Genomic DNA, 24,101 nt, shown 5'->3' with positions numbered 1-24,101 from the left:
GTTCCAGGTTTTGAAAAGCAGTGTTGGAATAAGTTTATCGCTGGTAGCCTTCGGGGCGTTTGCCAGCTTTGTATATTTCAGTCTGTGCCAGATCAGACAGCATCTGGCTCATGTCTTGGTACCGGTCTTCGGGATCCTTGGCCATCATCTTTCGAACGATTGCCGCAAACTCTCGTGAAGAATCACTGACCGCTTCGAGCGACGGAGGCGTCTGATGTAGATGCCGGTTCAGTAAATCGTCTGGTGAAGTGCCGGAAAAAGGAGTTCTCCCTGCGAGCAATTCGAAAACGACACAACCAAGTCCGTACATGTCGCAGCGGAAATCAAGTGCCTCGCGGCGAATCTGCTCGGGCGCCATATAGCTACGCGTGCCCGAAGCCTGTTTGGGTTTACGTGAGAACAGTTTTCCCAGCCCGGTCTTTCGCTTCTGCGTTTTGACCGCGATTGAAAAGTCAATCAGTTTAATGTTGGCGTCATCATCGGCCAAAAAGTTGTCCGGCTTAACATCGCAATGGACCCAGCCCTTGCTGTGCAGATGCTTCAGTCCGTCGGCGCAACCGCGGATCACCGGACCGACGTTTGCGGCAATCAACTCCGGCTGTTCACGCAAAACAATTTTCAGGTTTTTCGCGCTCGAAAGCTGCATCGCCAACAGCGGAAATCCCTGGTCTTCGTGGTAGCCGAAAATCTTGATGACGTTCGGATGGTTCAGGTCCTTGCCGACCATCGCTTCATGTTTGAGCTGGTCGATTTCGTATTTGTCCTTGCGGTAATCTCGCAGAAGGACTTTCAGAGCAATGCGTTCTTTCTCTCCCGCACGAAGCGCTTCCCAGACTTGCGTCGAGGTACCCGAGCGAATCAGCCTCAGCAGTTGAAACGGCCCAATAAAGTCTCGCCCAATTGACACAGTGAATTCCGGTTAGATACAAGTCGGCGACCAGATTCCCGTACGAATCGCCCAATAAATCAAGCGTCCGATTTTACTGCCGGAACGCCCACAACATTCTAGCCAGATGGCAGGATTATTCGACCCTAATCGGCGTTCAACCGTGCTGAATCGATTCGGGAACCACGGTTTCTGGCGGATAGAAAACTTCGTCCAAAAACAGCCCGTTGGCCGGTGCGGTTTGCCCTGCCACCGTGCGGTCCTTCTGTTGCAGCACCCATTTCACCCACTCGGGACGCTCGCTGCGACGTCCAACGTGAACCAGAGTCCCGACGATGTTCCGGACCATGTTGTAAAGAAAGCCGTCTGCGGTCAAGAAAATCCGGACTTCTGTGAACGGTTCGCGTTCCGCCGTTTCGATTCGCAGCTCCAACACATTCCGAACGGTGGTTTGTCGAGCAACACCGCCGGAAGCCTGAAAGCTGGCAAAGTCCAGTTTCCCGGTCAGGAAAGCGGCAGCTTCCTTCATCGCCGCGATGTCCAGATGATGCGGAACGAACCACCAATGGTCCTGCCCCAGCGGATCCAGAATTCTGCCGCATTGAATCTGATAGCTGTAAGTCTTTTTCACGCAATGGTTGATCGCGTGAAATCCATCGATCGCCGATTCAACTTTCAGCACCGAAACGTCTTCCGGCGTTTTCGCATTGAGCGCACGAATCAAATCGCGGTTGGGAAGCCGTGAATTTGTCGCCAATGAGCACACCTGGCCGCGCGCATGCACGCCGCTGTCGGTGCGACCGCTGGCGGTGATCCGAATTTTTTCGCCGGTGACCTCCGCCCAGCCCTCTTCGAGCCGTTGCTGCACGGAGATCCCGTTCTTCTGTACCTGCCAACCGACGAAGTTTCTGCCTTCGTAGGCAACCGTCAGTTTGAGGTGCCGCATGCCGAGTACTTATCCGATACCAAAAGCTCAGCAATCTGAACCGCGTTCGTTGCCGCACCTTTGCGCAGGTTGTCGCTCACGCACCAAAACGTCAGCCCGTTTTCGCAGCTGATATCCTTGCGGATTCGGCCGACGAAGACATCATCCAGGTCGTCGCTGTTGTTAGGCATTGGATAGATTCCGCCATCGAGATCATCAACGACCGTGATGCCTTCAGCGTCTTCGAAAAGCTTGCGAGCTTCCTCTGGCGAGACAGGACGCTCGGTTTCCAGAAGAATGGTCTCGCTGTGACAATTGGAAACAGGAACGCGGACGCAAGTCGGGCAGACCTGAATCGAATCATCGCCGAAAATTTTGCGAGTCTCGTAAACCATCTTCAGCTCTTCCGAAGTATAGCCGTCCGCTTTGTGCGAACCGATTTGCGGGATCACGTTGAAGGCGATCGGATGGCTGAACGCCTGGTAATCGTGTTCCTTTTCTTCAAGGAAAGCACGAGAGCCATCGGTCAAGTCCTGCTGGCCTTTCACTCCGGCGCCGCTGGTGGCCTGATAAGTCGAAACGATGACGCGTTTGATTTTCGCTGCGTCGTGGATCGGCTTCATGGCCACAACCATCTGAGTCGTGCTGCAGTTCGGGCTGGCGATGATCCCTTTGTGATCCGCGATCGCGTCGGCGTTAACTTCCGGGACGACCAACGGCACATGATCGAGCATGCGATGGTAACCACTTTCGTCGACAACAATACAGCCACGCTCAACTGCCCACGGAACGAACATCGCTGCCACGTCGTCGGGTGTTGAGCCAATGACGATATCAATGTCATTGAAAGCGTCCGGTTCCAGCAGCTTAATCGTATGCGTCTCGCCCTTGAACTCAATCGTCGAACCGGCAGAACGTTTCGACGCCAGGAAAGTGATGGTCTCATAGGGAAAGTTGCGGTCTTCGAGCATTTGCCGAACGAGTGTGCCGACGGCTCCAGTAGCTCCCGCGATTGCGATACGCTTGGCCAAGGTGGTCTCCAGTTAAGGGTAAATGTTGGCCGGGCATTATAGCCAAAAACTGGCTTCTTTCGAAGTAAAACCTCGGCTGTTCGAACGAATCAGCGATGGTCGGGATCGTCGCCACAATGCCGCTCTTGAGACACTCGAAAACTCATTCAGAATGAGTATCTCCGTCACAGAGCGAAGCTATACTGGCAGCCCCAATCAATAACCCATTCCGGTCTCGCACTAAAGCTCCCCCTCATGATTCACAAGACGAAATCTGACGCCTGTTCACTGTACGTCGAACAGCTGGAGCCAAGGCAGATGCTCTCGACGGTCACGATCGAAGCATTCGGTTACACCGGCGAAGAAGTCATGGTGGTCACTGCCGGAGAAACTGAATTGTTGCGCGAGGTCGTGCCCTCCTCTCAGGAAGGTTCGTTCACTTTTGACGTCGACGATTCGCTGTCCTTTGATGATCTTCGGATCAACTTCGTCAATGACCTCTACGAGCCCGGAGTCAAAGACCGCAATCTGAGCATCAGACGATACGTTTTCGATGGCATCAACCACATCTTGAAAGCACCCAACGTATTTTCAACCGGAACCTACGTGCCTGGCCGCGGAGTTGAGCCGGGCTACGATCTGGGCAGTATTTTGCACCAGAACGGCTACATCCAGGTTCAGGATTTTGGCTCGGGCGAAATCGACTTTAATGGAAACACTTGGCAGGTAAGTCGTCCGTTCAGTCCCGATCAGATTAGCGTGGACCCGGAGTACAACGAACTGGTCGTCAACGGATCCGGAGGAGAGATTTCTCTTTCACGCCAAATTAAATTCGAACCAGGTGCTCTGGTAAAACTGACGGTGGACGCATGGCGAAACCAGATCTATGGATCGATCGATAACGCGGGAGTCGGCGCAGGCGTCGACTTCTGTGACGCGGAGGGAAATGAGCTTCCGTCGTTCTTCAACTTCGACCTCAATGACAACGCGATGGATCCATCGAATCGCGTGCAGTCAAATCAGTTTACCGCGCCAGCGAATGCAACTTCGGCTTTCCTCTGGATTTGGGTCGGAGAAACATCGGACGACACACTCGTGCCGCTTCGATTGACGGATCTTCGTCTGGAAACGGTTGACCTTTCGCAAGACGTCGAGCCTCCGGTTGTTACGATCAGCGGCAGTCCGGAGCTGAACGTTTTTTCGGTCGGCAACGGAGAGTCAGCAGCTGTCTTTAACTTACGGATCACTGACAATTTTCAGGTTCCTCCGACTCCGGACGCGATCCTTTCCAGTATCCAGGTCGAGCTGATTGATCCGGAAGGCCGCGTTTACCTGCCGAGGATTTCCAGCTACAGCGACTTCGGAGGGCGAGGCGACATCTTCTTCGTGTACTATCGCCTCGACAATTTTCCATCAGACGGCAGTCCTCTGGTCGAAGGAGACTATTCGGTTCGGCTGATCGGCGGAACACTGGCTGACGCGAGAGGGAATTTTGCTCCGGATCAGATCGTCGCCACGATCCCGGTCGTTGATAACCGAGTGTGAACCTCGCGATCAGGAAGAAATTCAAACGTTACTCAATCGATTCCTCGACGATCGTGCATTTGGGCAACGAGTTGATAAACACTCGGCCGTAAGGTTTGGTTCGGATCCGCGGGTCGAGTACCACCACGATGCCGGAATCCTGCCTGCTGCGAATCAGTCGACCAAAACCCTGCTTGAACTTGATGACCGCTTCGGGAAGTTGATACTCGTTGAACGGGTTGCCTCCAGCTTCGCGAATCGCGTCCAGTCGAGCCTCCAGCAGCGGTTGGTCGGGCACGCTGAAGGGCAACTTCGTGATGATCACGTTCTGCAACGCGTCGCCCTGCACGTCGACTCCCTGCCAGAAACTGGCCGTCCCAAAAAGAATGCTTCGCGGCGAATTCTTGAACTGGTCCAGCAACTGGCCGCGCGGCACGCCAGAAGCCTGGCTGAAAATGCCGTAGTCATTCTCGATCATCCACGGACGAAGCTCGCGTTCCGTACGGCTGAGAAATTCATAGCTGGTGAACAGCACGAACGCGTGCCCGTCGGTCTGTTTCACGTAGTGCCGAATCGCTTCGATGCACTGTCGCTCGTGCAGGTCGCGATGCGTTGACGGATTCGCCATGTCACGTACCACGATCAGTTTCGCCTGTTCTTCATAGTCGAATGGGCTGCCCAGTTGCAGGCTGTCGCCCTGAGTCAGTCCGACCCGGTTTTGGAAGAAGTCAAACGAGCCATCGCCAACTGCAATCGTGGCACTGGCCATAATCACCGAGTCCACTTTGTCGAACAGGTTTTCTCGAATCAGCGGTCCGACGTCCAATGGCGCCGCCATTAAGCCGACGTGTTGCTTGCCGCTGCGTCGCATTGAACTTTCGATCCAGTAAACGGAGTCCTCCAGCTCGTGAGTCCGCCATTGTTCCACCGACGACGACATCGCAGTCAGACGATCAGCGGCCGCGATCAAATTCTGTTTTTCGGCAGGAGATTTCACGTCCTCTGCCGCCAGAGACACCATTTTCGAAAGCTCGTTCATCGACTTCGACAGCCGGTTGGCAACGACACCTTTTTTGTGGACCCGCAACGTGCTGCCGCGGCGGTTGGAACCTCCGGAGGCCGTTCGCTCGTACCAACCCTGGACGTCGCCAAAGAATTCATTGGCCGCTTCGACGCATTTCACGACTTGCTTTTGCGCCTCGCCAAGACCGTGCACGACCAGCAGGCCTTTGTTGCGCGAGTTGTTATAAAGCCGCCGCAAGGTGTAGTCGATTTGCCCCATCGTCACACCCAACCCCAAATGGTCGCTGGCGACATCGGGAACCGTGTGGGCTTCGTCGAGGATCACGCACTGATAGTCCGGCAGCAGATTCACGCCCAGCCGTCGCAGCGCCAGATCGGTAAAGAACAACGCATGGTTCACGACCAGGATGTCCGCGTTCTGAAGCCGTTGTCGCGCCTTGAAGTAATGGCAGTCGTTGTAGCTGGGACATTTTCTTCCCAGGCAATTTCCGCTGTCGCTACGAACCTCATCCCAAACCTGTGGCAGCACGCGAATCGGAAGATCACTTCGCGAACCGTCGACCGTGTCCTTGCTCCATTGCAACAACGGATCGAGTTGACTGACTTCCTGTTCGGACCCGAAAAGTGTTCCCGCGTTGCGCGCCGCATCTCGCAGCCGTCGCAGGCTGACGTAGTTGCCGCGGCCTTTCGCCAGGACGGCTGAGAATTCAAGCGGGATCACGCTGTTGAGTAGCGGGATGTCTTTTTCGATCAGCTGTTCCTGCAAGCTGATCGTGTGCGTCGAGATAACGATTCGCCGTTTGGTTTCGTCCTTCGATTCCTGATTGGCTGCGAGGCTGAGGATCGCCGGAACCAGATAGCCCAGACTTTTGCCGACGCCTGTCCCGGCTTCCACAATCAGGTGCCGTTTCGTGGCGATGGCCTGGGCAACGCCGGCCGCCATCTGTAGCTGTTCCTCGCGCTGCTCATAGTTCGTGAGACGCTTGGCGACAGCTCCTCCATCGGCAAGGATGTCGTCGACGTTCAGCATCAAGCGTTCCCGGGATCGGTCGAAGTGATTCGGCGTGGAGTAAAAATGGTGCGGACGTCAAAGCACTGCATGCCCGCACGCCGCGCGGCTTCCACGCCCAGATCCGCATCTTCATAAACCAGGCATTTGGACGGTTCAACTTTCAGGCGCGATGCGACTTCGAGGAATACATCGGGTTCGGGTTTGTGCTTTTCAGTATCTTCTGAACCGACGACGCAATCAAAAAGTGGCTCAATAGAAAGCGTCGACAGAATCTGCTTCACGACCTCGCGTTGCCCTCCCGACCCAACGCCCATTGGCAGCTTGCCGTGAAACTGTTGAGCCACGCCGACGACGGCTTTGATGGGTTCAATCTGGTCGATCAAATCCAGAAACGCGGACTCTTTTTCGTTCGTGACTTTCATCACGTCGACGTCGATGTTTTGGTCGCGTGACAGATCTTCAACAATCAGCTCTGTCGGTTTTCCGCCCAGCGAATAGAACAGGTCTTCGTCGAACTGGAATCCATAACCGGTCATGACGTTCTGCCATGCGATGAAGTGCAATGGCATTGTGTCGGCCAGCGTTCCATCGCAATCAAAGATCAGAGCTTCGGTGTCGTCATTTGGCAGCATGAGTGATTACTCGGGTTCTGAGTATTAAAATTTGCTAATGAGCAGAGTCGTTAGTAATTTGTTTCGCGTAGAGTCGTAATGGTTGCGTAGCCGAAACCGGTTTTTTGCGGCATCTCCGGGACAGAATACCTTTGATGGAGTCGATTGGGAACGATGCCGGACGTTTTCCAATCTGAGTCGTAATTTCGTTGCTTGCTTGGCGAGAACGAGTCGCATATCATGCAAATCGGAAAGGCTCGGTTAGATTTCGTTTCGGCGATAGCTGGCCACGAATTCCAATGCTCGCGTTGCGGATGTTCCCAAAGTCGATGTTGAAATTTACTGGCCTGTCCAACTTGTTTGGTGTCTCTGTACTTTGCTCGAATTTCGAGACACTTTTAATTTTGATTTGCGTCGAGTGATTTTGGGGATTTCTATGCCGGAAGGTACTATCAAAAAGTTGGCTGAAAAGGGTTTTGGATTTATTCAGGGAGCAGAAAAAGACATCTTCTTCCACTTTTCAGCACTCGAGGGAATTTCTTTCGAGGAGTTGCGTGAAGGACAGAAAGTCGAGTATCAGGAAGGTACAGGTCCGAAAGGACCACGCGCGGAGAATGTGAAGCTGATCGATGGCTAACGCCTGACAAATTCAGACAACCAACGGACCTCTTCGAGTGAACTCGGAGAGGTCTGTTTGTGCGCCGCTGTAGATTCGGCATTGCTTCCGCCGTACCGCCGCCACAGTTACTGAGCCGGTTCGTGCTGCGCTTCTTCGCTGTCTGACTCGTCGGGTGTGATTTGCATAACCTGTTGTTGCCAAAATTCCCACGGAGCAACGGGATTCGGTTGAGACCACAATCCAAGCCCCTGCTCTTTGGCGGTTGCCTCGGCATTGCGATAACTTTCAGCGTACGGCCCGTCGGTTTGATCGAACCAGGCCAGTCCACTCTGAAGCAGTTCGAGCGCGGGATCGACGTCCGACTCGCCCGACGTGTTCGCTGTGAATTCATCGGTAATGTCAAAGTTGGTGATCCTCACGTCACATACTTCACGTTTCCATTCGTCACGTTTCAGCACATGAATCACGGTTCTTTTGCTCTTTGCCAATTGCCGCAACATTCGTTTGGCTTCCTCATGAAATGGCTGGCCAGGTTCAGGCGTGTCGATTCCGCGAATAAATGCGTAGTGCAGTTTGCCATTCTCAACGACTTCAAAGTTGTCGCCGCCCCAAATGCGTCCGATCCGGCCACTGTATGAAAAGGGCGGAGGCTGCTGAACGGAAACCGGAATCGACGAATGGCTTTCAGCACTACAGCCAACGAACAGCAGTCCCGCTGCAATCAGGATCAAGTTTTGAACCGGAATTCGTCGTAGCACGTACATGTCTGCGGCAGTTCAGTTTGGAGACGGTGAGAAGGTACGGGGAACATTGAGATAGCTCCAAACCGTGAATTCTATCACAATGTCAGACCTGTCAGACGCGTTCGGCTGGATATCAAATAAGCAGCCATTCCGTTCAACTGAAGCGAGAAGATCAGTGTCACAATCGAAACTCAGTTTGACCTTCGTTGCGGTCGTGCTACTCGTGTCGTCTGTTGCTGTTGCTCAGGATCCGACCGGCGACGCATCAACAAGCACGCATAACGATGACGCAGAACAGTTGGATGAGTTTCTGACCAAGCTGGCCCTCGAGAGCATGCCGGTTCGTTACGTCGAAGACAAAGACTGGGGCAAGCAATCGGAACGCTGGGATGGTGTCAAAGTGAGCTTCCGCGACGGTCGGCTGCGAACGAAACGACGCAAGAAGAAAGTCAATCACGGAACCTGGGATCGCTACGAAGTCGCGTTGGTCGATCCGGACAATTGGTTCTCGGTCCAGTTAGACAATTTTCTGGAAACTGGCGAAGAGCGAGTTTCGTTTGACATTGTTGTCACTGCAAAGGTAAGCGTGGTTGCGCGTCAGGCGAAGTGGGTCAAGGGAGTTCAACTCTACAGCATTAGCGCTAACGGTTCGGCGGATGTACAGCTGACCGTTGCGGTGAGTCTTGGATCATCAATGGATCTGTCGAAGTTTCCGCCGGACCTGATTTTCGATCCGAGAGTTGACGACGCGACGATCGTTCTGGAAAACTTTCGAATTGATCGTGTCAGTAAGGCCGGCGGCGAGTTTGCGCAGCAGGTGACGCGGATCGTCAAGAAGAAGCTGGATGAAAAGCTTGATCAAAAAGAAGACAAGCTGGTTCAGAAGCTCAACGCAAAAATTGACAAGAGCCGCGATCGGTTCACGCTCTCGGTTCACGAAGCGATGAAATCCAAATGGGCAACCGCGGCCCAGAAACTGGTCGACACGAAAGCCGAGCAGAACTAGCCGCTGAACGCGGCGAGGATCCATGCGATCAGGCACGCTGCGGTTGCCGCTCCGGCGAGCATCGAAAGACCGTTGAGGATTCGGTTCAAGAACGCTGGAATGACTCGAGCTTCGACAAGTTCCTCGGCCTGACGACTGGCTCCGCCTGATTTTGCTGTTGCCGTTTGATAGCCCCACTGCATGGTCAGATCTCTGATTTCTTCGCCGCTGACCTGGGACTTGAGTTTGATACTGCTCATTGTTTCACCGGTTCCCATGGTTGAGGGACATGGTGGCGCGGAGAATAACTTCAGTGTTGTAGTCGCGCCGCCTCTATGGGTAAAAACGGCAGTTTAGGGTCGCTACGTCTCTGTTTTCTGTGCCAGAACAGACGGATTCTTTCAGACGGCCGGAGCCTTCGGTGCATTCGTCAATGTTTAACGACCAGCACTGATCGAAAGCCATCACTACGAACGTGAATCGAGATTGTGTAGGACTCTCGCGAGCTCAACGCAAACACGGTCCGCAAGCGACAGTAGCAGGCCCACAAAATTCCAATCGGTCGCCAAGCCTTTACGGCATGCAGTCTGGATTGCCCGAGCGAAGAAAACGACTGCCAGAAACTGTTTGGCATACTTAATACAAGCACGACGCGCGCAAGTGAGTGAGTCGGAAATTGGGCGTATACTCGCTCCCGCTCTCACGCTTCAGGCTGGTATCTATCAAACAGTGCCTAGTTTTCGTCGAACAGTGCGTCGACAAAAGTATCAACATCGAACTTGGCAAAAGCGTCCGGCGTCTCGCCCAGTCCAATAAACTTGACTGGCAAGCCGAACTCCTGGCAAATCGGAATCGCAACACCGCCCTTGGCCGTTCCGTCGAGTTTCGCCAAAACGATGCCAGTACAGTTTGCTGCCTCAGAAAACCCTTTTGCCTGGCTGAGTGCGTTCTGGCCTGCGGTCGCATCGAGCACAAGTAGAACTTCGTGCGGCGCGGTCGAGCCCTCGGAGACTTTGTTGGCAGCTTTGTTGATCAAGCGATTGATGCGTCCAAGCTCATCCATCAAGTTGGATTGCGTCTGAAGTCGGCCCGCCGTGTCGATGATACAAATGTCATGGTCGTTGTTGTAAGCTGCCTCGGTAGCCTGCCAGGCCACACTTGCAGGGTCACTGCCAGACTTCCCGGTGATGATTTCAGCATTCAGACGATTGGCCCAGACCGTCAACTGCTCGACGGCCGCAGCACGAAACGTGTCGCCAGCGCCAAGCACGACGGATTTGCCCATCTCTTTGTAGCGATAGACGAGTTTCGCGATCGAAGTTGTCTTTCCGGCACCGTTCACGCCGACGACCATGATGATCGTCGGGCCGGATTCGGCAAAGTTCACATCGGCTGAACCTTGCTGCATGATTTCGCGAACGGTTTCCTTTGCTGACCCAACCAAATCGGAAAACTCAACTTTGCGAGCACGAAACTTTTTGCCGATGTCGTCCCGGATCTTGCTGGCCGACGCAACACCCATGTCGGTGCGAATCATCAACGCAAAGATTTCTTCCAGGAATGCGTCGTCAACCAAACGGCCTTCCTTGACGATGTCTCGAAGGTCCGTGTTGAGCACGTTGACGGTTTTTTTCAGCGCCGTTTTGAACTTGCTGAAAAATCCGGTCTTCTGTTCTTTCTCAGGCTCGGGTGCCTCGGGGGTTGGCGCTTTTGAGGTTGGCTCCGTAGGAACTGGCTCGGACGGAACCGCTGGAGTCTGCTGCGCCGGAGCAGTTGAACTTTCTGATGGAGCCACCGGTGTCGTGGACTCAGACGAAGCATCGCTTTCACCACCCTGCCCTGGTTCGACGGCAGGTGATTCCTGAGGAGCTTTGTCCTCAGGCTTGTTTCTTCGGAAGGGGTTCCACTTGGCCATGATTCAGGTTCAGTCTTCTTGAGTTTCTTTGTCTGTTGTTGCAGCTTCGTCGCGTTCTTCGAGTTCGCCTTTGGCCTGAAGTTTCATCAGTTTGTCCAGAACTCCGTTGACGAACGACGACGAATTGTCGGACCCGTATCGCCGAGCCAGCACGATGGCTTCGTTGATCACGACGCGTCCAGGAGCATCTGTAAACAACAGTTCGTAAGCTCCCAACCGCAGAACGTTCCGGTCGGTCGCCGCCATCCGGGACAGTCGCCAGTTCATGGCTGTTTTCTCCAATTGCCTGTCCAGTGTTTCCCGCTTCATGCGAACGCCATCGATCAGCGAACGCGCAAACGCGACCAGTTTGTCGTTGTGCCCCAGTCTGGCTTCGACGAACCTGGTACGCACAAAATCAGGCTGCTCCGGATTGAGCTCGTTTTGATAGAGCACCTGTAAAACAATTTCTCTGGCTCGACTGCGACGTGACATAAAAAAAGATTGGAGGAGTCGTGCGATGAGTAAACTTTGAGGCCACAGTTTAATCGACAACAGCAAAGCGTGAAGCCGTCGAATCGGATGGGCTTTTAGCTGCCGATTTCTTCGAATAGAGAAAGCATATGCAGCACAGATTCGGCAGCTTCGACGCCTTTGTTGCCGACGGATCCACCGCTGCGAGCCAGAGCCTGATCGAGCGTGTTGCAGGTCAAAACGCCAAAAGCCACCGGTTTTGAATAGTCCAGCGACAGCATGCCCAACGCGTTGCTGATCGTGGTGTTGATGTGCTGGTCGTGAGTCGTCTCGCCGCGAATGACGCAGCCCAAACAGACGATCGCGTCCCACTTGTCGGTGTCCAGAAGACGCTGAGCCGCCAGTGGGATTTCCCACGAACCAGGAACCCACGCGGTGAAAATGTCCTCGTCCGCGATACCGACGCTTTTCAGGGTCTCGACGGCGCCGCTGTGAAGCTTTCCGGTGATGTCGCGATGGTAGCTCGACACGACGATTCCGACGCGGCTGCCTGTGACCAGGCTGGGCTTGCCAAGTTCTCGTTGGTTTTTGTCGATCGTCATTGGGTCAGAAACGTTAAGGCCGTCGGTTGTCAGCAAAGATCATAAAAAGAAAGCGCAGATTTGAAACGGGTCAAATCTGCGCTTGCGAAATTTAAGTATCTCATCTGCCGGTCGGCAATCCGTTGACTACCAGCCTCCACCGCAACTGCGGTATCCGCCATGGCGATGCCCGCCGTAATATCCGCCTCCACGATGTCCGCCGTAGTATCCGCCACGGTAGACAGGAGCCACCTGAACGACAGGACGAGCCACAACGACAGGACGTCCGGCACCGTAGAATCCGCCGCCATAGCCTCCGCGGTAGACCGGAGCGAATCCGCCGTAAGGGGAGAATCCTCCGTTGCCAAGGTTGATGCTCAGTCCGCTGACCGAGCGTCCGTAGCCGCGGTTGAAGCTGCTATAGCCGATTCCTCCATTGACACCGCCGATGCCAATCGAAATTCCTGATCCGCCGCGGTAGAATTGGGCTTGAGATTCGCCAGCAGTAAGGCTGATCGCTGCAACAGCAACCAGGCAAGCAAGTAATTTGTACATGTGACTCCCTTTGAGGACTGGTGGTTCATTTATGATTCGGCGTAAATCGGAAATCGACCAATGTCGAGTCTCGCGATGAGCCGTCTTTTATCCGAACTTCCATTTTCGCAATACCGAGACAGTATATGACAGAACTCACGAAAATTCCGCCGGGTCAACAAGTAGTTGCATCGAATAAATGGCCTGTGATTGGTGAACGTGAACCTGCTAACAGCGAAAAGACAAGCTGGACACTTTCTTTGGGGGGGCTGGTTGAGAGTCCAGCCACCTTTTCGACATCGCAACTTCTGTCGATGCCGCAAACCAGCCTGGTGGTCGACATCCACTGCGTCACGCGTTGGTCCAAACTGGATGTTCCATTTTCCGGTGTGCTGCTGAAGGATCTTTTGCGCCTCGTTGAGCCCAAGCCAAACGCAAAGTTTGTTTCCTTTGTTTCGCGTTCGGCGAGAAAGCATTCGACGTCGCTTCCCTTGGACGTTGCGATTGCGCATGACTGTCTGATTGCACTTGCGGCCGAGGGTCAGCCGATTGAGTCAGGGCACGGCGGCCCGATTCGAAATATTGTCCCGAGGAAGTACTTCTATAAAAGCGTGAAGTGGCTGGAGGAGATTGAGTTTCTCGAAGAAGACCGTTTGGGATATTGGGAAGCCGACGCGGGATATCACAATCTGGCGGACCCCTGGAAAGAGCAGCGGTACATGGCGGCGACGATTGACCGGCGAACTGCGGCGACGCTGATTGACTCAAAGGACTTTTCGAATCGCGACCTTCGTAGTATCGATGCGAGCAATCGAAATCTCGATGGCCTCAATGCCGTCGGCGCCAAACTTCGAGACGCTGCCTTCGACAATTGTTCGCTCGCCAAGGCAGACTTTTCTGATGCCAATCTTTCGAATGCCAGTTTCGTTGGTGCAAACCTGTCCGGGGCGAAGTTCTCAGGAACCGATGTGGAGGGAGCTGACTTTTCTGGAGCCGATTTGACGGACGTTGATTTGAGCGGGAGTTCGCTGATCGGAGCATCTTTCTTCAGCGGCGAAAGAACTCACGCCAAGCTCAGCGCAACCACGTTCTCCCAGCATCAACTCGACAGTCTGAATCCCGGTCAACGGGAGTTCGTTGTATCCATCGCCAGGATTCAGTAGCGACGATCGACAGCGATCTGGAACAAACAGCGTTTCGATTTTCGCCAATTGGTTTTGCGTCTGGCTCGGTCAATTTCCGGATGGGTTTGTCCCGAGTTTGCGAGTCGGAAAATCAGAATTGTGGTTGGAATCAGAAAGGGACTGATTCACCAATCGCCCATTCCTCGCGGTCGAGACCAGATGTTCGCCATTGGGGCTCCAGCGAACCGAGTACGGAATTCGCTGATGCAAATTGAACTTGGCGCAATACGCAAGCGATTCTGCATTCCACATGCAGATCAAGCCGTCTTCCGCCAACGCCGCGATTCTGCCCTGAGATTTGCTCCAAGAGATGTCGCGAATCATGGAGCTTGGACCTTCACACGTTCCGAATCGAGTTCCGCTGTCGACATTCCAAACATTGATGCTGCGCCGATCGGAGACGGCAAGTTGTTTGCCGTCGGGTGACCAGGCAAGCCCTTTTTTCCACCCGTACTGCGTAAACGTTCTGTCGACCTTCTGTTCGATCGGATCGAAAACAAAAATAGAGTTGTCGACGCCGGCGAATGCCAGTCTCGAAACGCCATCGGACAGTGGGCTCCAACAGACAACCAGTGTTTTGTCCATGTCCGAGGGAAGCTTTTTACCGATGTCGATTCCTGTCGCATCGTCCCAGATTCGGACTTTGCCTCTACTGCCGATCGCCGCCAGAAACTTGCCGTCTGGCGACCACTGGATGGCTTTGCCGGTAATCCGAGGGAACAGATTTGCATTGCTGCCTTCGTCGAGCAATTTCAGCATTTCTCCGGATTCTGCGTCAATTGTCCACACTCGTCCTTTGGCCGATACGCACGCAATTCTTTGGCCGGAATCGTCGTACGCGAGAGAGTAAATCTCAGGCGACTTCGAGTCAGCGGGCTTCAGCAGGAGCGTTTCCATCGAACCGTTCTGCCTACCCTCAACCAAAATGTTCGAACCTTCTGCAACCGCCAGCCGATCGCCGTCAGGGTGCCAGGCAAACGCTGGATGATCTTTGAGTTCGCGGTCCTGTTCGCTTCCCAAATTCGAAACATCCCAGACGTGGAAATGATCTTCTGGCAAACCTCCGGAGGCAACTTTGGATCCATCAGAACTCCAGGACGCCGCGTACACGTGCCCGCCATGGCCAAGCAACTGCCTGACTTGCTTGAAAGTATCCGCATTCCAGATGCGGACCGATCCATCGGCACTGGAACTTAATAGATAGTGTTTGTGCGGATGCCAATGTAGTGTCTCCACAAACAACTGATGACCGCTGAGCCTCTTCGTTTCTCCGGATTCGGGGTTGTGGATCACGATCGTATTTCCCGGTCCGACCCACGCCAAAAGTTTACCTTCATGGCTCGAGCAAGGACTGACGATCCAGCCGTCACGAACGATCTGTTTTTTCTTTCCGTCCGAAGTTCCCCATTCGAAAATTTCGCTGCTGGTGGTCCAGTAAAGTTTGTGTCCATCGTAAGACCAGTGCAAAAGCTGTTTGCCAGCCTGTTTGAGCACACCTGTGTCAGTAAATTTCAACTTGCGTTCATACCACTGCCAAACCGCGACGTTACCAGACACGTCGCAGGCAGCGAGATAGTCGCCTCCTATGTTCCAGCGTATATCCGCGATGGTGGACTTCAGAGTTTTAAACTCGACCGGTTTCGAGCCCTTCTGGTTCAGCTTCAAAATTTGAACCGAGCCATCGGCCAGCCCGACTGCTGCCACGGATTGGTCGCGGTTGAAGTCCAGTGACGTCGTGTTGCGAGGAAGCCTGATTCTTCCGATAACTTTTTTAGTTTCGATGTCGAGATTGAAAACCAGTGACTTGTCCGCGTCGAAAACTCTGACGATCGGGCTGTCGCGGGTCGTGAATATTCTGTTGACGGTCGATTCGAGGTCCGTTTTCCAGTACTCGCTATTTCCCAGAGCATCCAGGTGCCGCCATTCCCATCCGCGGAAATCGCTCATCTCCGGCCCACGCCAACGGTCAACCAGTTGACGCATGCGCCCAATGCCACCGGGTTCGGACGAAGCTTCGCTAGCCAGTAACATCTCAGTCGCGTAAAGCTGTTGCTTGCTCTGCAGCTCTCGGACGGTCGCGGAGGTGACAAGCTCTTTCTCGGCCTCAATCGAATTGGTCAAACGCTCGTTCACTGCGGCCAGTTCATCATTCAGCGACGCCAGTTCATTGTTTTTGTCTGCCAGCGTTGCACGTTGTCGATCGACGATCAGGGTCACCAACGCCAACGAAAGAAACCCAACCAACAGTGTGCCAAGCAACGTCGTGAACGCGGTTCGGTGACGTTTTATAAAGCGCGCTGCGCGATCAATGAGCGGTTCGCGATAGGCCGAAACCGGTTCGCCCGCGAGGAAATGGTCAATGTCACGGCCAAAGTCGCCGGCCGACGCATAGCGTTTCTCTGGATCGTAAGCCATCGCCTTGAGGCAAATCGCTGCGATTGGAGCCGGTACTCGCGAGTCAATTTCTTCGACACGAAGATGCTTGCCTTGTTGGACTTCTTCAAGTGCCTTGTCGATGCTGCTGTCATCGGTTTCGACATTCTCGTAAGCAACTTCGTTCGTTAACAGGTTGAACAGCGTCGCACCAAGTCCAAAAATGTCGCTGTGAGTTCCGACTCGACTCGGATCTCCTGACGCTTGCTCGGGGCTCATGAAAGCAATCGTACCCATCACCGATCCGGCGACTGTCATTCGGTTTTGCGGTTCAACACCAAGAATCTTCGCCAGTTCAATATCCTGGATTTGAGGTTGAGATTCATCGGAGGTTTCCGAATCGTCGATCTTTTTGGCACAGCCCCAATCGAGGATCAAAGTTTGTCCCTGCGTCCCGACCATGATGTTGTCAGGTTTCAGATCGCGATGCAGAACGTTTTCGGAGTGCGCGTAGTCGATCGCATTACAAACGGCAATGAAGCGGGTCAGCAAAGGGCGAAACGCTGACATCCACTCGACCGGATCAGTTCGATCACCAAACTTCTCGTGTGTTTGTTTGATCAAGTCGGAAAGCGTCGATCCACAGACCAGGGGCATCGTGTAGTGGACTTTGTCCGGGGACACAACCAGATCGTAGATTGGAACGATGCCGGGATGCTGCAAGTTTGCCGTAATTTCTGCTTCGCGAATGAACCTTTGTACCCGGCGATCACTCGGTGGCAACTCTGGTCGAATTCGCTTGAGAGCAAGTTCACGAGAGAGCTTTTTGTCAAACGCAACGAATACTTCGCCGACCGCGCCACGGGCGTGAAGTTTGACCATGCTGACGTCATCCGACACGCGATCACGCTTGGTAGTCCGATCTTCGCTGGCCTTGTTTTCGCTTTCTGGTTCGACGATGACAGTCGGAGGAAGAGCAGCATCGAACCTGCCAGTTGCGTCGTCGGTCGTCGATGTCGATGCGTGCCTGTCGGCCAAACGCTTAAGGACAACTTTCCGGGTCGCCGGAGGAATCAGCTGCATGAATTGAGCGAATCGATCACGCGAAAAAGAACCGGCGGTCTTTACGAGCGCGTCGAGATCAAGTTCCTCATTCTCGCTCATAGTGCCCCAAAGATTCGTCGATGTGCTGAACGGTTGATTTGAGCAGATCGCTCAGAGGCTGTCAAAACCAATGTGATCGCGATTCGGCGTCGTTGAATCCGGAAGGTGAACATCTGTTCATCGACTCGCGGCGGAACGTTGCAAAGCCGCAGCTATTGAGTCAAATGGGCCTTGAGAATTGCATCCATTTCCGGATTGACGGTCGGGATCCAGGCCTCTTCGAAGTGACTACCTGCGGAAATTAACAACTCAGCGCAACGTTTGTGGTCGCTTTTCAAGTCCGTCTTCATCCAGCTGTGAATACTGCCCCAGATACAGCAACTCAATGGCGTACCGCCGAAAGCGTTTTTGAATTCAAGCGGCGGATCGGGATCGCGGTCCAGCAAGATTTCCACGATCTCATGAAAGCCGTGAAAGCAAGCTCGATCCAGCGGCGTCGAATCTTCGGCACCGGGGATATGCGGGTCAAAGCCAGCCTTGAGCATTAGTTGAACCGTTTTCGTGCGGCCCAACTAGGCAGCGCGAGACAGTTCCTGGCGATCAATGTCGTCCACCTGCGCCGTGATCGTTGGCGAGCGAGTAATAATTCTGACAGCGGTTTCTTCGTCCGCTTCCCAGCACGCTGACAGAAAGCGATCTTTTTCGGTGCCGTTGTCGAACAGGAATTTCCACGTCGACTCGTGCCCAAAGAGCTTCGCGACTTCCATCGCCGTTTCTGCATTCTTCAGCTTCCAAAAGTAAATGTGGCGATCCGACCTTGGGTGAATCGGAGAAGTCCGCGGACAACGACCAATTCGGGTTGAGATCGCATCGGGCTGTTCCGAAAGCACTTTGATCGCGAGGTCAATGTCGCCCAGCGCGGCCGCCATGAAAATGTCAGGTTGAGCGCCCGCAGCCAGAAAATGCTGACAGAGTTTGGGTTTGTCCACGGCGTACTGTGCGGGCGTTGCCGAATGGTCGAGGCAGCGTGTCGAAAGATCGGCGTTGGAACCCAGCAGGATGTCGATGATTTCGGTACTGCCGACGACGTGCAGCGGAGTCTGTCCGTCTCCGCCGCGAGCGTTGGCCAAAGACGAATCCGCGTTTAAAAAGTTCTGTACCTCGTCTGCCATTCCCTGGGCAGCACATGCGTGAACTGTTGGTGTCGCGCCGCGTGAAATCAGAAAGTCAAACGTGTCGCGGTCGACACCGTCGAGCACGCCAAAACTGCCTGCCCACCATGCCGATCGAGCGTTGATGTCGGCTCCGTGTTTGAGAAGGACTTCGACCAGTTCGCGGTTTTGTTTTGCCGCAACAATCGGTGGGCTGTCGAAGTGGCACCACGGTTGGTCGATGATCTCGGACAGACCGTTGACTTCGGCGAAGAGACGATTCACTTTGTCTGCGTCGCCGCTATGGATCGCGTTGACGAAAAGTTTGGCCAAATCGGAATCGCGTTCAGGCATCATCAGACTCGGGAACCGCTGAACCTGCTGTCGTCTCCAGAACGGGCGGTTTGATGTTTTCCATCAGATGCATTTCGCGTTGCAGGATTTTTAGCAATGTCTGCAGAAATACGACGATCATGGGTCCAACCAGAATTCCGATCGGCCCCAAAACCGCGACGCCACCGATCACGCTAAGCAACGCCAGCAGCGGATGCAGATTCGATTGTCCGTGAAGAATCCAGGGCTTGATGACATTGTCCGCCATTGAAATTACCGCCATGCCGTAGATTGCCAAGCCGATCGCCGCGTAAGGGTTGTTGTCCACGAAAAAAAGATACAACGCGCAAGGAACCCAAACAGAAGCCGCACCCACGAAAGGAACCATCGCCAGAACTGCTGAAAGCAGTGTCAGCAGAAAGATCGAATCGAGTCCGCAGATCCAGAATCCGACTCCGGCCAGCAACCCCTGAACTGCCGCAGAGAGCAACGTTGCGAGCACGACTGCGCGGCTGACACGAGCGAATTCTTCGACCAGTTCCTGTTCGTGTTTGTCTTCGATCGGCGAAAGTCCCTGCAGGCTTTTCAGGAGCGCGGGACCGTCAAGCAGGAAAAAATACAGCCCAATAATCATGATGACGCTGCCGAAAAGCGTGCTGGTCACGAACGCAGTAATCGATCCGCCCAGAGCGAACAGTTTGTTGCGTATAAAGCCAATGAACTGGCTGGTGTAGTGCTGAAGCTCTTCCCCGGTCGGGTTCGCTGTTTCCACAATCGAAGCTCGAGTGCGACCACCGAGCAGTTCGAACTTGAAGTTCAGGAACTCGGTGTTTGCTTTACCGATAGTTTTAATATAGTCGTGAATCTTTTCATGTTTGTCGCCGCTGGACGCCGCAAAATCTTCCAGGTCGGAGGACTTCTTGCGGATCTCCTTCTCGACCTCGACCTGCAGCTGTTTGGCCAAACCCAATTCGTTTCCAAACCGCTGCCAATAGCCGTGCAGACCTCTCGGCGGGACCGCGTCTTCTTCGATTGCTTCGACGGGCCAGTCAAGCTCGTTGGCGTTCGCGATGTTGATTGAATCGCCCATGATCTCAAAAAAGGATGAGGAGTGAGACTCCAGATCTTTCTCATCCAGCACCATGGAGCTCTGTAGCAAGCCCAGCCGATTCTCGATCGCACGAATTTCACGGGAGTTCGGCATGTCCAGATTCAACCGCGAGCGGACACTGGACAGGTCGTCAATGATTTTCGGTGTATTGATCTGTTTAAAGACGGCACTGCCTTCGGTGGCTGCCATGAAGATCAACGTCGAAACGGGGACCAGAACCAACAACAGGATTAGCAACGTCGTCAGGAGTGCTCCGACCTGATTGCGACCGTTGACTTTTTCCAGTACCCATTCGTGCAGCGGTCGAAAAATGACGACCAGCAACGCGGACAGAAACAGCGGAATCAGAAACCGGGACATGACCTGATAGAAGATCACGCCCAAAATAGCGATCACGCCGATCAGCAAAATGAAAGAAACCAGCCTGGAGACCCGATAGTTGGACTGCGGTTCAGCGTCGGGTGTGCCTGATTTGGATTTCGTCATGCGTTTGCCTGTTGAAGTCGACTTTACTGGCGGGAGCCAGGTGTCAACTCAAGCTCCATGGTTTCCGTGCCGCGTTGGATTCTGATTTTTACCTTTTGCCCCGGCTTCAGTCGATCGATCACGGCTGTGTAGTCGTAGATGTTTTCGATTTTTGTTCCGGCGAGTTCAAGGATAACGTCTCCGCCGCGAACACCAGCCTGTTGAGCCGGTCCACCGCTTTTGACGTCGTCCAGTTTAACACCCACGACGTCGGCGCCGTAGTCGGGGACGGTCCCCAGATAGGCTCGCCCGCCGCCACGCATTGCCATCTTCTGTTTCGGCTCATGACGTTTCCAGGCCAGTTGCGTTTCGGCAATGCTCAGCTTTCGCGTTACCAACCCCATCAGTTTTGCGATTCTGGCAGCTTCCGGATAGTTGAGCTTTTCCGGCGTGTCGCGAGGCGTGTGGTAATCCTTGTGCGAACCGGTGAAGGCCGACAGGATCGGAACGCCGACTTTATAGAACGATGTCGCATCGGTCGGAAGTTCGGTGTCCGAGTTCAGCGTCAGTGGCAATCCAATGACAGCGTTGCTGGTTTCGATCATCCGACTCCAACCGTCGCTGCTGCCGATTCCCTGCAGCACCAGTTTGTCTTCCAGTCGACCGATCATGTCCATGTTGAGCGCCGCGATTACGCTGCGATCTGCCGTCGGGTCGATGGCAGGATTCAGGACTCCTACTTTTACCGTTTTCAGTCCCGAGTCGAACAGAACTTTCTTTACCTTCTCGACTTCGCTGACTTTGACATCCGCATGAGCAAGTATCTCAACAGGGAAATCAGGAGCCAGTTTGACGACCACGGCAATTTCTTTCCCAAGCTCATCAAGCGTGGTAGCTGAATCGTTCAGGCTCAGGCTTCCATCTTTCGCGACGCCAATAATGAAATCGTGGAACGAATCTTTTTCTCTCGGCTTGGTCTTGTCCATCGCGTCTTCCATCAAACCCGGCCATCTTTTTGCGAAATGTTTCGAGCCGTGGAGCCCAAGTTCTTCTCCTGACCATCCGGCGAAAACAATGTCGTGTTTCAGTTTCGTCTTGCCGTCCTTCTTCAGCTTCGAAATGTACTCCGCGATCTCCAGCATGCCGGCGATCCCCGAAGCGTTGTCGTCGGCACCGAAGTGGATTTGCGATTTCTCGTTCTCGCGAGCCAGTGAGCCGCCCGTTTTACCCTGACCAAGGTGGTCGATGTGAGCTCCGACGACGATGACTTTCTCCGAAGGAGCGTCGCCGACGATCAGGCGGCCAACTACGTTACGTCCACTTCCGATGATCTTTTTGATGTCTGTTTGGGCTGCAACAGAAACGTTTTCCAGAGCGAAACCGGCCTGTTTGGTTCCGTCGTCATAGGATTTCTGCAACGAGCCGAGCTTTTGTTCACCAAGCAGTTTTTGGGCCACCGAGTCCGTGATGCTGATCGCTGCGATGCTCGAACCGGAAGGAGAAAAGTCATTGAACAGAGGGATCAGTTCGTTGTTGACGTTTGACGAAGGCCCACTGACAACGATCATTCCCGCAGCACCCTGCTCTCTCGCATACAGCAACTTTTTGCGTAGCTCGCCACGGTAAGAAAGATGCTGACGCAATTCAGGGCTGACGTCTTCGGGGACAAAGCGGAACACCATCGCCCACTTGCCTTTCACGTCGAGGCCTTTGTACGAGTCGTAGGCTTCGAACTTGTCCGTCTTTTCAGCCACGATTCCATAGCCGGCGAAAACAACGTCTGCCGATTCGACAGAAGTGTTGCCCGAGAACGATAGCGGGCGCCAATCCACATCGGTTGCCAACGCTGTCGACCCGCCGACACCCGTTTTCATCGAAAGCACGTTGCCCGGTCCTGCTTCGGCACCATCAGGGAATTCGAAGGTTTGAAACCATGTTCCGTCATCGCCGGCAGGCTTGATGCCAAGGTAATCAAAGTAAGCCGCAACGTACGCGGTTGCCATACGTTCGCCTTTCGAGCCCGTCATGCGGCCAGCAAGGTCATTGCGACAGAGATACTGCACGTGGCGGGCGATATCCGAATCGCGAAACGCAGCGTTGGATTCTTTTGCGGATCGCAATCCAATTTCAAATGCTTCGCGGATCGAAGCAGAATCGGGATCCAGCCCCAACAATTTTCTGGCGTGATTGTCGTTCCAGTTCGCCAGGTAAATCTGAGACTGCTTTTGCGCGTTGCGATTGGAAGTCCATGTCAGCTTCTTTCCATCCGGCGAGAAACTTGCCAGTCCGTCAAAGCCCTCTGTGTCGGTAACGCGAACCGGAGGAGACTTCCCGTCGGCAGCAACCAGATACAATTCGAAATTTGCGAACCCGTGTTTGTTCGTCGTGAAGATCAAATAGTCGCCGGACGGGTGATAGAAAGGAGCCCAGCTGAGCGCTCCCATTTTGGTCAGTGTGCGTTTGTCGCTGCCATCGATATTCATCGTCATGATCTCGGCCGTTGCGCCGTTCTCGCTAAAACGCCGCCAGCAAATTCGTTTGCCGTCCGGAGAAAAGAAAGGCCCGCCGTCGTAGCCCGGGGCTTCGGTCAGTTGCTGAACGTTGGAGCCGTCCGCGTTCATGATGAACAGATCCATCATGTAAGCCGGATCGACTTCGAACTTCTTTTTCTGCTCCTCGGTCATCGGCTTGGAATACGCGTTTCGGTTGGACGCGAAAGCAATCAGCTTTCCATCGGGCGAGTATGAACCTTCGGCGTCGTAGCCTGTGGCGTCGGTGAGCTTGACGTACTCCTTCGAGCCAGGTTTGCCGGCGTAGAGTTCGTAGTTTTCGTCGTAGTCCCACGAGTACCGGCGCTGCGTACCCGATTCACGCATCTCGATTTCGGCTTTCTGTTTGGCGACTGCTTCCGGGTCGTCATGAGTCGAAGAGAACAGCACGGTTTCTTCGTCGGGGTTGATCCACGCACAAGTCGTTTTTCCGTGGCCGGGCGAAACAGGGCTCACGTCTCCTGTTTCAAAATCGAGAACGTAAATCTGAAAGAACGGATTCTCTTCCAGTCGCTCGCTCTGGAAAACCATTTGGTCGCCGCTGGGGCTGAAGTACCCTTCGCCAGCACGCCGGCCTTCAAAAGTAAGCTGTCGCACTTCGCTGAGAAACTTGGGCTCGACCGCTTCCGCTTTCTTTTCTGCTTTGTCCGCAACGCTGTCGTCCTGTTGTGCAGGACATTTTGTCGCGGAACCCAGCGTGATCGATACTGAGGCTGCCATCGCCAATGCAGCGAACAGGCTCCGCTTTCGGGGGGCGAACGCAAGCAGGCGGATCAGTGATTGGGGTCGGATTGCGTTGAATGTGAGGCGGAACATGGGCACTCAGTGCGAAATTCGGATTTCGCTCGAAGGGTGGAGATGAAGTTTACGATTAAACTAACAACAGATTTACTTCTTGGTAACTCTGTTTTTGGGGACACGCGGCACGCAAAACGCGGTTTAAGATCGTGGGAGCGACCAGTTGCGCGGAAGATTCGTGGACTGTACGCGTCGCTCTGTTGCGAAACACG

20 protein-coding genes are annotated in these 24,101 nt (G+C 54.0%); 4 read left to right on the top strand and 16 right to left on the bottom strand.

Going from position 1 to position 24,101, the window contains the following annotated elements:
- Positions 1-34 precede the first annotated feature (34 nt).
- The 3 genes from MFFC18_RS19825 to MFFC18_RS19815 all read right to left on the bottom strand — a co-directional run bounded on the left by MFFC18_RS19825 (position 35) and on the right by MFFC18_RS19815 (position 2,842).
- Positions 35-907 (bottom strand): serine/threonine protein kinase, encoded by an 873-nt coding sequence (locus MFFC18_RS19825; RefSeq protein WP_084416971.1) that lies wholly within the window; start codon positions 905-907, stop codon positions 35-37.
- A gap of 136 nt (positions 908-1,043) precedes the next feature.
- Complete coding sequence (truA, locus tag MFFC18_RS19820) at positions 1,044-1,832, bottom strand: tRNA pseudouridine(38-40) synthase TruA (RefSeq protein ID WP_075083556.1); 789 nt, start codon at positions 1,830-1,832, stop codon at positions 1,044-1,046.
- Positions 1,814-2,842, bottom strand: coding sequence for an aspartate-semialdehyde dehydrogenase (locus MFFC18_RS19815; RefSeq protein WP_075083555.1), 1,029 nt, complete (start codon positions 2,840-2,842; stop codon positions 1,814-1,816). Before MFFC18_RS19815 ends, truA begins: the two co-directional genes overlap by 19 nt.
- Positions 2,843-3,076: 234 nt before the next feature.
- On the opposite strand from MFFC18_RS19815, the gene MFFC18_RS19810 reads away from it, so the two are divergent.
- Positions 3,077-4,366 carry a carbohydrate-binding domain-containing protein gene (locus tag MFFC18_RS19810; RefSeq protein WP_075083553.1) on the top strand — a complete coding sequence of 430 codons (1,290 nt, stop codon included), beginning with the start codon at positions 3,077-3,079 and terminating at the stop codon, positions 4,364-4,366.
- A 28-nt stretch (positions 4,367-4,394) separates the two neighbouring features.
- Here the strand turns inward: MFFC18_RS19810 and MFFC18_RS19805 are convergent, their stop codons facing one another.
- Complete coding sequence (locus MFFC18_RS19805) at positions 4,395-6,398, bottom strand: ATP-dependent DNA helicase (protein WP_075083552.1); 2,004 nt, start codon at positions 6,396-6,398, stop codon at positions 4,395-4,397.
- The gene (locus MFFC18_RS19800) at positions 6,398-7,012 is read right to left on the bottom strand and encodes an HAD family hydrolase (protein WP_075083551.1); all 615 of its coding nucleotides are present in this window, start codon (positions 7,010-7,012) and stop codon (positions 6,398-6,400) included. The genes MFFC18_RS19805 and MFFC18_RS19800 overlap by 1 nt, the downstream gene beginning before the upstream one ends.
- A gap of 415 nt (positions 7,013-7,427) precedes the next feature.
- Here MFFC18_RS19800 and MFFC18_RS19795 point away from each other — a divergent pair, with 415 nt between their 5' ends.
- Positions 7,428-7,628 (top strand): cold-shock protein, encoded by a 201-nt coding sequence (locus MFFC18_RS19795; RefSeq protein ID WP_075083549.1) that lies wholly within the window; start codon positions 7,428-7,430, stop codon positions 7,626-7,628.
- 107 nt (positions 7,629-7,735) lie between these two features.
- Here the strand turns inward: MFFC18_RS19795 and MFFC18_RS19790 are convergent, their stop codons facing one another.
- The gene (locus MFFC18_RS19790) at positions 7,736-8,374 is read right to left on the bottom strand and encodes a thermonuclease family protein (protein WP_075083548.1); all 639 of its coding nucleotides are present in this window, start codon (positions 8,372-8,374) and stop codon (positions 7,736-7,738) included.
- 154 nt (positions 8,375-8,528) lie between these two features.
- Here MFFC18_RS19790 and MFFC18_RS19785 point away from each other — a divergent pair, with 154 nt between their 5' ends.
- Positions 8,529-9,359 (top strand): hypothetical protein, encoded by an 831-nt coding sequence (locus MFFC18_RS19785; RefSeq protein WP_075083547.1) that lies wholly within the window; start codon positions 8,529-8,531, stop codon positions 9,357-9,359.
- On the opposite strand, the gene MFFC18_RS19780 is transcribed toward MFFC18_RS19785, so the two are convergent.
- From MFFC18_RS19780 to MFFC18_RS19760, 5 genes are all read right to left on the bottom strand, one after another.
- Complete coding sequence (locus MFFC18_RS19780; RefSeq protein WP_148619000.1) at positions 9,356-9,598, bottom strand: hypothetical protein; 243 nt, start codon at positions 9,596-9,598, stop codon at positions 9,356-9,358. The genes MFFC18_RS19785 and MFFC18_RS19780 overlap by 4 nt on opposite strands.
- Before the next feature lie 473 nt (positions 9,599-10,071).
- Positions 10,072-11,253 carry a signal recognition particle-docking protein FtsY gene (ftsY, locus tag MFFC18_RS19775; protein WP_084416970.1) on the bottom strand — a complete coding sequence of 394 codons (1,182 nt, stop codon included), beginning with the start codon at positions 11,251-11,253 and terminating at the stop codon, positions 10,072-10,074.
- A 9-nt stretch (positions 11,254-11,262) separates the two neighbouring features.
- Positions 11,263-11,727 carry a transcription antitermination factor NusB gene (gene nusB / locus MFFC18_RS19770; RefSeq protein WP_075083545.1) on the bottom strand — a complete coding sequence of 155 codons (465 nt, stop codon included), beginning with the start codon at positions 11,725-11,727 and terminating at the stop codon, positions 11,263-11,265.
- A gap of 95 nt (positions 11,728-11,822) precedes the next feature.
- On the bottom strand, positions 11,823-12,308 hold the full coding sequence (ribH, locus tag MFFC18_RS19765; protein ID WP_075083591.1) for a 6,7-dimethyl-8-ribityllumazine synthase: 486 nt from the start codon (positions 12,306-12,308) through the stop codon (positions 11,823-11,825).
- 126 nt (positions 12,309-12,434) lie between these two features.
- Positions 12,435-12,842 (bottom strand): hypothetical protein, encoded by a 408-nt coding sequence (locus MFFC18_RS19760; RefSeq protein ID WP_075083544.1) that lies wholly within the window; start codon positions 12,840-12,842, stop codon positions 12,435-12,437.
- A gap of 125 nt (positions 12,843-12,967) precedes the next feature.
- On the opposite strand from MFFC18_RS19760, the gene MFFC18_RS19755 reads away from it, so the two are divergent.
- Complete coding sequence (locus MFFC18_RS19755) at positions 12,968-13,984, top strand: molybdopterin-dependent oxidoreductase (protein ID WP_075083543.1); 1,017 nt, start codon at positions 12,968-12,970, stop codon at positions 13,982-13,984.
- Positions 13,985-14,053: 69 nt separating this feature from the next.
- Here the strand turns inward: MFFC18_RS19755 and MFFC18_RS19750 are convergent, their stop codons facing one another.
- From MFFC18_RS19750 to MFFC18_RS19730, 5 genes are all read right to left on the bottom strand, one after another.
- On the bottom strand, positions 14,054-17,542 hold the full coding sequence (locus tag MFFC18_RS19750; RefSeq protein ID WP_075083542.1) for a serine/threonine-protein kinase: 3,489 nt from the start codon (positions 17,540-17,542) through the stop codon (positions 14,054-14,056).
- Between the two features lie 152 nt (positions 17,543-17,694).
- On the bottom strand, positions 17,695-18,054 hold the full coding sequence (locus MFFC18_RS19745) for an ankyrin repeat domain-containing protein (protein ID WP_075083541.1): 360 nt from the start codon (positions 18,052-18,054) through the stop codon (positions 17,695-17,697).
- A complete protein-coding gene (locus tag MFFC18_RS19740; protein ID WP_157665090.1) occupies positions 18,055-18,987 on the bottom strand; it encodes a hypothetical protein in 933 nt (310 codons plus the stop codon). It abuts the gene before it with no gap.
- The gene (locus tag MFFC18_RS19735; RefSeq protein ID WP_075083539.1) at positions 18,980-20,563 is read right to left on the bottom strand and encodes an AI-2E family transporter; all 1,584 of its coding nucleotides are present in this window, start codon (positions 20,561-20,563) and stop codon (positions 18,980-18,982) included. The genes MFFC18_RS19740 and MFFC18_RS19735 overlap by 8 nt, the downstream gene beginning before the upstream one ends.
- A 23-nt stretch (positions 20,564-20,586) precedes the next feature.
- A complete protein-coding gene (locus tag MFFC18_RS19730) occupies positions 20,587-23,907 on the bottom strand; it encodes a M28 family peptidase (protein WP_075083538.1) in 3,321 nt (1,106 codons plus the stop codon).
- Positions 23,908-24,101: the final 194 nt, after the last annotated feature.

Source organism: Mariniblastus fucicola (assembly GCF_008087665.1).
Lineage (GTDB): Bacteria > Planctomycetota > Planctomycetia > Pirellulales > Pirellulaceae > Mariniblastus > Mariniblastus fucicola.
Note: the sequence above shows the minus strand (reverse complement) of the source record. Positions and strands in the feature narration are given on the sequence as shown.

Excerpts from the sequence above, each read along its gene's own strand:
- ftsY (WP_084416970.1), bottom strand. The coding sequence starts at position 11,253 with ATGGCCAAGTGGAACCCCTTCCGAAGAAACAAGCCTGAGGACAAAGCT.
- MFFC18_RS19735 (WP_075083539.1), bottom strand. The coding sequence starts at position 20,563 with ATGACGAAATCCAAATCAGGCACACCCGACGCTGAACCGCAGTCCAAC.
- MFFC18_RS19755 (WP_075083543.1), top strand. The coding sequence starts at position 12,968 with ATGACAGAACTCACGAAAATTCCGCCGGGTCAACAAGTAGTTGCATCG.
- MFFC18_RS19805 (WP_075083552.1), bottom strand. The coding sequence starts at position 6,398 with ATGCTGAACGTCGACGACATCCTTGCCGATGGAGGAGCTGTCGCCAAG.
- MFFC18_RS19780 (WP_148619000.1), bottom strand. The coding sequence starts at position 9,598 with ATGAGCAGTATCAAACTCAAGTCCCAGGTCAGCGGCGAAGAAATCAGA.
- MFFC18_RS19800 (WP_075083551.1), bottom strand. The coding sequence starts at position 7,012 with ATGCTGCCAAATGACGACACCGAAGCTCTGATCTTTGATTGCGATGGA.
- truA (WP_075083556.1), bottom strand. The coding sequence starts at position 1,832 with ATGCGGCACCTCAAACTGACGGTTGCCTACGAAGGCAGAAACTTCGTC.
- MFFC18_RS19740 (WP_157665090.1), bottom strand. The coding sequence starts at position 18,987 with ATGCCTGAACGCGATTCCGATTTGGCCAAACTTTTCGTCAACGCGATC.
- MFFC18_RS19730 (WP_075083538.1), bottom strand. The coding sequence starts at position 23,907 with ATGTTCCGCCTCACATTCAACGCAATCCGACCCCAATCACTGATCCGC.
- MFFC18_RS19750 (WP_075083542.1), bottom strand. The coding sequence starts at position 17,542 with ATGAGCGAGAATGAGGAACTTGATCTCGACGCGCTCGTAAAGACCGCC.
- MFFC18_RS19810 (WP_075083553.1), top strand. The coding sequence starts at position 3,077 with ATGATTCACAAGACGAAATCTGACGCCTGTTCACTGTACGTCGAACAG.
- MFFC18_RS19790 (WP_075083548.1), bottom strand. The coding sequence starts at position 8,374 with ATGTACGTGCTACGACGAATTCCGGTTCAAAACTTGATCCTGATTGCA.
- ribH (WP_075083591.1), bottom strand. The coding sequence starts at position 12,308 with ATGACGATCGACAAAAACCAACGAGAACTTGGCAAGCCCAGCCTGGTC.
- nusB (WP_075083545.1), bottom strand. The coding sequence starts at position 11,727 with ATGTCACGTCGCAGTCGAGCCAGAGAAATTGTTTTACAGGTGCTCTAT.
- MFFC18_RS19795 (WP_075083549.1), top strand. The coding sequence starts at position 7,428 with ATGCCGGAAGGTACTATCAAAAAGTTGGCTGAAAAGGGTTTTGGATTT.
- MFFC18_RS19760 (WP_075083544.1), bottom strand. The coding sequence starts at position 12,842 with ATGTACAAATTACTTGCTTGCCTGGTTGCTGTTGCAGCGATCAGCCTT.